The 7,862-nt window shown below is 38.2% G+C and carries 6 protein-coding genes; 5 read left to right on the top strand and 1 reads right to left on the bottom strand.

Annotation, left to right across the window (positions count from 1 at the left end):
* The first annotated feature begins 792 nt into the window (after positions 1-792).
* From RYO55_RS04000 to RYO55_RS03985, 4 genes are all read left to right on the top strand, one after another.
* Positions 793-1,635: a fumarate hydratase gene (locus RYO55_RS04000; protein ID WP_004695072.1), complete on the top strand. Its 843-nt coding sequence runs from the start codon at positions 793-795 to the stop codon at positions 1,633-1,635.
* A gap of 19 nt (positions 1,636-1,654) precedes the next feature.
* Complete coding sequence (locus RYO55_RS03995; protein WP_004695073.1) at positions 1,655-2,215, top strand: Fe-S-containing hydro-lyase; 561 nt, start codon at positions 1,655-1,657, stop codon at positions 2,213-2,215.
* 171 nt (positions 2,216-2,386) lie between these two features.
* Positions 2,387-2,938: a TIGR01440 family protein gene (locus tag RYO55_RS03990; protein WP_314984243.1), complete on the top strand. Its 552-nt coding sequence runs from the start codon at positions 2,387-2,389 to the stop codon at positions 2,936-2,938.
* Between the two features lie 9 nt (positions 2,939-2,947).
* On the top strand, positions 2,948-4,711 hold the full coding sequence (locus RYO55_RS03985) for an LPO_1073/Vpar_1526 family protein (RefSeq protein ID WP_004695075.1): 1,764 nt from the start codon (positions 2,948-2,950) through the stop codon (positions 4,709-4,711).
* Between the two features lie 165 nt (positions 4,712-4,876).
* Here RYO55_RS03985 and RYO55_RS03980 read toward each other — a convergent pair whose 3' ends face one another.
* Complete coding sequence (locus RYO55_RS03980) at positions 4,877-5,602, bottom strand: Crp/Fnr family transcriptional regulator (RefSeq protein WP_314984242.1); 726 nt, start codon at positions 5,600-5,602, stop codon at positions 4,877-4,879.
* Positions 5,603-5,874: 272 nt separating this feature from the next.
* On the opposite strand from RYO55_RS03980, the gene hcp reads away from it, so the two are divergent.
* Positions 5,875-7,440 carry a hydroxylamine reductase gene (gene hcp, locus RYO55_RS03975; RefSeq protein WP_314984241.1) on the top strand — a complete coding sequence of 522 codons (1,566 nt, stop codon included), beginning with the start codon at positions 5,875-5,877 and terminating at the stop codon, positions 7,438-7,440.
* Positions 7,441-7,862 lie beyond the last annotated feature (422 nt).

Here is a 7,862-nt window from a genome sequence, read left to right as displayed (position 1 = left end):
CTACGACCGATCGGTTAACAGCCGATTGCTCTACCGACTGAGCTATCGAGGAATGGTACGATTGTTATTATATGTTAGTTTAATTATAAAAGCAAGCATTTTTTTTAGAACACTATAAAATAGATATTGTCAATTATGACTAAAAGACATAACTTTATAAATAAAATTAGTTATCAATAATTTTGATGAGAGAGTCATTAAAATTAATAAAATCTATAGAGCTTATTAACTATAGATATTTACTGCGTTCTAAGGTGATTGTATGGCTCTAAATGAATGGGAGTTAGCAATATAAGTATATTGAAGATAATCGGTATACATATGCATTATAGAAAAGTTTAAAAGATTTAGTTGAAAAGTAGTATCAGTTAAGATGAAAGTGTATTTATCTTATTAGATATAGTCTATGTTTGTGGTTCATTTTAAACCAAATTTATATATAAGAAAGTAGGTAAAAATATAAGATATTAAAATCTTATTGATATGTGATAGACTATGACTTTTATCACAGAATGGGGCTTTTTTAGTGACTGGAGAATAAAGTCTATGTAGGCTATTGAAAAACCGAAATATATACAAAAATATTCATGAAAACAATTCTCAAAAACTGGAAAAGCATTGAGAAAACTGTATAGGTAAGGCGTTGAATCCCCTTATATTGTGTGCTACGATTTATGTATAGAGTTAATCTCATCGGTTTGAGATAGATATTCTTTCATATGTTTGAGAATTTTATTTTATCTCATCGGTATTAGAATTAATATTCAACTATTTTCCTGAGGAGGGATTATCTTGCGCGAGATTCAAGTATCTGAAATCACAAAAACAGTCCGTCAAATGTGTATGGACGCAGCTTACCACTTGCCAAAAGACATCTATGAAGGTTTGAAAAAAGGCCGTGAAACAGAAGAGTCTTCAGTAGGTCGTATCGTTCTTGATCAAATTATTAAAAATGCAGAAATTGCCGATGCTGAAGATCGTCCATACTGCCAAGATACTGGTATGACTATGGTATTCTTAAAAGTTGGTCAAGATGTTCATTTCGTTGGTGGTGATCTTACAGAAGCTATCAATGCTGGCGTTGCAGCTGGTTATGTTGAAGGTTATCTTCGTAAATCCGTTGTAGCTGAACCATTGTTCAACCGTAAAAATACACAAAATAACACACCTGCAATCATCTACACTGAAATCGTTCCTGGCGATAAAGTAGATATTCAAGTAGAATTAAAAGGTTTCGGTTCTGAAAATAAATCTGATGTAGCTATGCTCGTACCTGCTGATGGTGTGGAAGGCGTTAAAAATGCAGTCCTTGAAATCGTAAAACATGCAGGCCCTAACCCATGCCCTCCAATCGTACTCGGCATTGGTATTGGCGGTACTATGGACCAAGCAGCTGTTATGTCCAAAAAAGCGTTGCTTCGTGACATTAGTGTACCTCATAAAGATGCAGACTATGCAAAATTAGAAGAAGAAATCATGGAAATGGTTAACAAAACTGGTATTGGACCACAATTGGGTGGCACTACAACTTGTATCGGTGTAAACATCGAATGGGGTGCAACTCACATCGCAGGTCTTCCTGTTGCAGTTACTATTATGTGCCATGCTGCTCGTCATGCTCACGTAGTACTTTAATCGATAGGAGGTAAAAACAATGGCTGAATCAATTCGCATTAATACTGAAGAATATAATGAAGAGTTTTCCCGCAAATTAAAAGTTGGTGATAGCGTTCTTATTACTGGTAAAATTTACTCCGCTCGTGACGCTGCTCATAAAGTTATGACTGAAGCTTTAGCGCGTGGTGAAAAATTGCCAATCGACTGGACAAATAAGTTTGTTTATTATCTTGGACCAACACCTGCAAAACCTGGTGATCCAATTGGTTCCGCTGGTCCTACAACTTCCGGTCGTATGGATGCTTACACACCAACAATGCTTGATCAAGGTATCAAAGGCATGATTGGTAAAGGTTCCCGTAAACCAGAAGTAGTTGAATCCATGAAGAAAAATGGTTGCACATACTTCGCAGCAGTTGGTGGCGCGGCAGCATTGATTGCAAAATCCATCAAAAAATATGAAGTACTTGCTTATGGTGAACTTGGACCAGAAGCTTTGGCTGAATTGACTGTTGAAGATTTCCCTTGCATCGTAGTTGGCGATACTGAAGGTAATAACTTCTACGAATTAGGCCAAAAACCTTACAGAAAAATCTAATATCACCATTGAGTGATTGAAAGAGGCTTGCTAAAGCAAGCCTCTTTTTGTTGTTAAGCCATAATCATATGATGTTCATCCGTTACGTGTAGAGTTTAGTCTACCGATTCTGTCGGTTTTATGATAATATACATATAGATTTTATACATTCAATTTGAGTGAGGCGATAACATGACTTCTGTAGAAACTATTCGTCAGTCAACTCGCAACGCGATGGCTGAATTACTTGATTTAGCAAAGGTTCGCGAAGGTCAATTATTCGTTGTTGGCTGTTCCACTAGCGAAATTGTAGGTAAAAAAATCGGCACTGACTCTCACCTTGATGTGGCTCAGGTCGTATTTGATGAAATATACAATGCTGTTAAGGCTAAAGGACTTAACTTGGCGATTCAATGTTGTGAACATATTAATCGTGCACTTGTTATGGACCGTAGCGCTATGACATGGGAGGAGGAAGTTAATGTTGTTCCTCAACGTCATGCGGGTGGTGCCCTGGCTGTGATGGCGTACGAACATTTTGATGATCCTGTGATGGTTGAATTTATTCAAGCTGATGTGGGCATCGATATTGGAGATACTTTCATTGGTATGCACATGAAACACGTTGCAGTGCCTGTACGTCTTTGTGTGAAAGAAATTGGGAAAGCACATGTGACCGCTTGTCGTGTTCGTCCGAAGAGCATTGGCGGTGAGCGTGCTGCATATAATAAAGCATTGATGTAGGGGGATAGTATGTCAAACCTAATACCGTATTTTGTATTAGCCGTCGTGGCATTGGGATTCTTTGCTGTTTGCTATGCTGTTTTTAGCGGTGGTGATGGTGAAAGTAAGGCAAAAGAAAAATCCTATAAAAACATAAGTAATAAAAATAATCTTAAAGCGCATAATGATGTTATATTTGCAACGGAGTCGCAAGAGGGCAATGTAACAATCACACATACGAGTGGGACTAATGTATATACTGCATCAATTCCGGATACAGTTGAAACGGTGGTCGGTGAAGAGCGAGAACCGGCTGAATCTCTGGTTGATCCTATAGATACCTCTTATAATAGAAGAAGTACTCTAAAGTCTAATTCAAGTCATGTTTCAGAGGGAGAATATGCGTTAGCATTAGGTTCGGATAATGGAACACCAATAGGTTCGGATAATGGCACACCAATAGGGGATGAAACCATTGTGATGACAGCCGTATCAGATCTTAAGCAAGCTAATCAAGCTAATCAAGGTGTTACTCCGTTGGTGGATAAAACTATTGTCCTCGATGTTGTTACAGATGAACTTCTCAATAACGCAAACTCTGTTGAAGATACAATTGCTATGGGTGAATCTGTGGAAGCCTTTGAAGCTGATGAAGCGGATAGCATAGATGCTACGCAGATGATAGGTGGTGCGAACGAAATACAAACCGCGGAAGGTCCATCGGTATTAGATGAAACGCGTTTGTTTGATGCTTCTGAAATTGAAGCACAATTGGCGGCAACAAGTTTAACTGAAGAGGAGGAACCGCATGGTCAATGGGCAAAAGCGGCGCATGAGGATAAATGCGTTGAGTTGGCTATAGCACCATTTGTTCATTCCTTTGGGGTGTTACATGGTGATACGCAACACTATGTAGAATCTATTACAAGAGATGCTTTAGCGGCTCTCAATATTACAAAAATTGTTGAAGTGAATGCATTACTAGAGAATATTGTTATTCAAGAAGCGTTGATGAGTATGCAAAAGGCATATGCCGCTACAAATACAGAGTGGATGAAGTCCGCTGCGTTAGGTGCTTTTCTAGATGTGGTTCAATCTCCTAAATCTAGTACGCCATACCTCGTAGCTTTTGATGCATTACGTGTATTACCTCATTTAACTTTAGGTCACTTCCAAGTTATGGCCTTAACATTATTGTTACAATATTCTAGAAACTCTAATAACTATGGATTGATTCACTTCCAACATTATGTGGAAAAATATATTGAGCCATTCATCTCTGATTTGCCTCGAAATGATTCCTTCTATCGCCAGCTAGACTATTTACGCTGTACACAAGAAGAACAAGAGCCTATCACTTTATGCCAAGTGTTGTCTAATTCATATCCGTTTGTATTCAACTATCGTGGTTTTTCTAAGGAAGAACTCTTCCGTGCTACAGATGGTCATGGTGTAGATCCACGTTATGTGGTGCGTAGCTTGAACTCCAATCTTTATAAACTAGCCTTGGTAGATGAGTCTTTAGCACCACAATTCTTTAGACAAACACGAATTTCTAATGCTATGGTTCAACGTGATCTTTTAGCTCTGATGAAGAGCAAACCTACTGCTTTCAGGGGCCAAGAGGCGCGTGATATTATGGATGATATTTCACCGGTTCTATTGGACTTAGCTGATGTCTTTGATAGCACGCCAATGTCTAAAATTAGCTTAACATTGTTAGGCCTTTACTTAGGCCGTGCTCATGTGAAAGCAACCATTGGTGAAGAATTTGATTTGTCTCATTGGTTCTAATTTACAATTTTAAACACTATATAGTTTAAAAAATTATATTATATAGTTATTAATATGGGTATATACTTAAAACCGTTATATACTTTATGAGTCGTGTAATAAAAAAGTCTCTCAAGATAATCTTGAGAGACTTTTTAGTTTGTTAAATTTAATAGCCATTAAGTATTAAAAGGTGTTAAAGCCGAATTCTTCAATGTCTTCAATGTTTTTAATTGTTACGGTGCGCCCTGTAATATCAATGAGACCTTCATCGCGAAGGCGACCTAGTTCACGGCTAAGGGCTGTGCGAGATACATTGAGTACCTCAGCCATTTGCTCGCGGTTATGGGGTAATTGAATTGTGTTAGAATGCTGACGTTTATAAATATCTGTTAAGTACGCAAAAATCTTTTCGCGCATCCCTTTTAATGTGAGGTAGTGGACTTTTCTGGTTAATAGAATTGCTTTTTCAGATAAATCCTCTAATAGATTAGATAGGATTTTAGTTTGGCATTGATGACAATCCGGCAATGTTTTAATAAAGGTTTCAAGCGGAATAAACATAATTTTAGTTGCTTTTGTTGCCTTAATGGTAGCAGGCCATAAAGGCTGTTTACTAAATAGTAGTGCTTCACCAAAAATATCGGATTGTTCAAGGTTTGCCATGATGACCCGTTGGCCCATTACATTTTCACGTGTGAGCAAGGCACTGCCTTCAAGAATAACACCGATACCTTCCATAGGATCCCCAGAGAGGGCAATGAAATCGTTTTTCTTATAGCTATGTACAATAACCTTTGCATTATGTAAATAGCCTCTTAATTCAGGCTCACCTAATTTATTGAATAGAGGACAATGTATGAGGGTAGGTAGATATTGGTTGATAATATCGTTTGAAAGTATTTGCTTCATAGATACCTCCAGTGTGAAAAAGTTTATAGTAATTTAAAATGATTATTGTATAATAATATAGTTAGATCGAATGGTCTACCTGTTCCAAAAGGGGAGCAAGGAAAATTTTTGAAAAAGTTTTTATTTGTTGCTCAAGCTACAGAAATTGTATCATCTTTACGTTATACTTTCAAATGTAATCAATCAGACACCTGATAATTCATCAGTGTAATGTATAGGTTTGATATTATCTAGCTTGTATGCGAGAAAGTCTCGCAAAGGAGGATTTTTAAATGAGCATGTTCTGTTATCAATGCGAACAATCTGCAGCTCCAGGCGGCTGTACTGTACAAGGTGTATGTGGTAAAACTGCACCAGTTGCTAACTTACAAGACGAATTAACTGCTGCTTTAGTTGGTTTAGCACGCGCTTTAGACGTAAAAGGCCAAACTAAAGAAGGCGTTGACTATTTAATGCGTGGTTTGTTCATGTGTGTAACAAACGTAAACTTCTCTGAAGATCGCGTTCAAGAATTCATCGACGAAGTAAACGCTTATCATGCAAAAATCGATAGCGCAGCACAAAACTTCGATTGGGAACAATTGTGGAAAGGTGAAGAAGATATCGTATCCCTTCGTTCCACTTTATTGTTAGGTATGCGTGGTATGGCTGCTTATGCATGGCATGCTGCACGCCTTGGCTTCCATGATGCTGAAGTTGATGCTTGGTTCATCAAAGGCATGGTAGAATTCGCTAAAGACCACAGCGCTGAAGAATGGTTGAACTTGTTGATGGAATTCGGTCAAATCAACTTGAAATGTATGGCTGTTCTTGATAAAGCTAACACTGAAACATACGGTACTCCAGTACCAACTACAGTACCTTTGACTGTAGAACCAGGTCCTTTCATCGTTGTAACTGGTCATGACCTTCACGATTTGAACCAATTGTTGGAACAAACAGATGGTAAAGGCGTAAACATCTATACTCATGGTGAAATGTTGCCTTGCCACGCTTACCCTGAATTGAAAAAACATCCTCAATTGAAAGGTAACTTCGGTACTGCATGGCAAAACCAACAAAAAGAATTCGTTGATGTACCTGGCGCATTCTTGTTCACTACAAACTGCATTATGCCACCAAAAGAAAACTACAAAGCTAATATCTTCACAACAGATATGGTAGGTTTCGACGGCTGTGCACACGTAGAAGAAAAAGCTGACGGCACTAAAGACTTCTCCGCTGTTATCGAACGCGCTATCGAATTGGGCGGCTACAAAGAAGCTCAAGAATTCACTGGTATCAACGGTGGTCACGAAGTAACTACTGGTTTCGGTCATGGTACAGTATTGGGCATTGCTGATAAAGTAATCGATGCTGTAAAAGCTGGCGCAATTAAACACTTCTTCTTAGTTGGTGGTTGCGACGGTGCTAAAGTAGGCCGTAACTACTACACAGAATTCGTAAAACAAACTCCAGATGATACTGTAGTATTGACATTGGCTTGTGGTAAATTCCGCTTCAACGACCTTAACATCGGTGAAATCGGTGGTATTCCTCGTATCCTTGATATGGGTCAATGTAACGATGCTTACTCCGCTATTCAAGTAGCAGTAGCTTTAGCTGGTGCATTTGAATGTGACGTAAACGACTTGCCATTAACATTGGTATTGTCCTGGTACGAACAAAAAGCGGTATGTATCTTGTTAACATTGTTGGCATTGGGTATCCGCAACATCTACATCGGACCTTCCTTGCCTAAATTCTTCTCCAGCAATGTATTGAACATTTTGGTAGAAAAATTCCAATTACATCCAATTACAACTCCAGAAGCTGACATGAAAGCTATCTTGGGCTAATCGGATCCATTAATCTGTTAACCACAGTCCTACTTCCCCTCTCTTTTATGATTTAGGACTGTTGTTATAAATAACGCACCTTAGGTTCGCCTAAGGTGCGTTTTTTACTATTTTTTTGAAAGCTATATCTTAGTGGCTGTATATTGATGGGGCCCAGTTTTGTATCCACAACTTAGTTAAAAAGGAAAGACTATACTTCTTTGCTCCTCGTGACCTGATGTCGCTGCATAAGTATAGTCTTTCCTTTTTATAACTGTAGATATGGATGCGTCCCATCAATATACAAAGTTTTAGAACAGCTTTCACAAGAATAGTAGTCCTCTGTAAACAAACAAATATGCCTCTAATGTGCATATAGACATTTATCAATATTGATTGTTATACTATAGGTAAGTAAGAGATTTCTCACATTATTTGTGTGT

This window comes from uncultured Veillonella sp. (genome assembly GCF_963551295.1).
GTDB lineage: Bacteria > Bacillota > Negativicutes > Veillonellales > Veillonellaceae > Veillonella.
This window is presented reverse-complemented; position numbering and strand designations above follow the sequence as displayed.